General features: G+C 42.3%; 1 protein-coding gene. It reads left to right on the top strand.

Annotated elements, in window-relative coordinates; genetic code table 11:
• Nucleotides 1-248 precede the first annotated feature (248 nt).
• Nucleotides 249-824, top strand: a complete 576-nt coding sequence (locus TY16_RS22685) for an ECF transporter S component (RefSeq protein WP_043934011.1) — start codon at nt 249-251, stop codon at nt 822-824.
• Nucleotides 825-872: the final 48 nt, after the last annotated feature.

Below are 872 nucleotides of genomic sequence, written 5' to 3'. Positions count from 1 at the left end.
TTAATGTTAACTCTAAGTCCGCGAGCCGCAAGGCAGGATTTGGTGCGATTCCAAAACCGACAGTATAGTCTGGATGGGAGAAGATGGAGGTTCAGCGGACGTTTCAAAATTGGATCATTTTGAACGTTTATTAAGCTTGCCTTTGTGAAATTCTCCCTCAAGCAATCCTGCTTGGGGGTTTTTATTTGCATGGCCTGCTTTGCGGAATCTTTCTTCTTTAGTGATGGACACAAAGGAGAGAGGAAGAAATGAAGAAACTTAATGTAAAAACTATGGTCATGATTGGTATGCTAAGCAGCTTATCCTACGTACTAATGCTGCTGAATTTCCCGTTGCCGGTTTTTCCGAGCTACCTAATGATTGATTTCAGTGACATCCCCGCTCTTTTAGCGGCGCTTGCTTTTGGCCCGTTGGCTGGAGTGCTGGTGGAATTAATTAAGAATGTACTGGACTGGTTCATGACAGGCAGCCAGACAGGAGTGCCTGTAGGCCATATTGCAAATTTTGCGGCAGGAATTCTGTTTATTTTGCCAACCTACTATGTTTATGACAGGATTAAAACAAAAAAAGGCTTGTCTCTGGCGCTGATTTCAGGAACCGTTACTATGGCAGTATTGATGAGCATATTGAATTACTTTTTATTCCTGCCAGCTTATACATGGTTTTTGAATGCCCCTGCAATGGCGGATTCAGTAGCTTTAAAGAGTGTTGTCCTGTTCATATTGCCATTTAATATATTAAAAGGGCTTATTGTTTCCCTGTTGTTCCTGCCGCTTTACCTAAGAATGAGTTTTTGGATTGAGAGGCAGCGGGCACTTGCATAATTAAGATAGATCAGGCAGACAGCCCCAATGCTTGAGCTGAAAAATATA

The sequence above is a fragment of the Bacillus sp. EB01 genome, from assembly GCF_000613125.1.
Classification (GTDB): domain Bacteria; phylum Bacillota; class Bacilli; order Bacillales; family Cytobacillaceae; genus Bacillus_D.
Note: the sequence above shows the minus strand (reverse complement) of the source record. Positions and strands in the feature narration are given on the sequence as shown.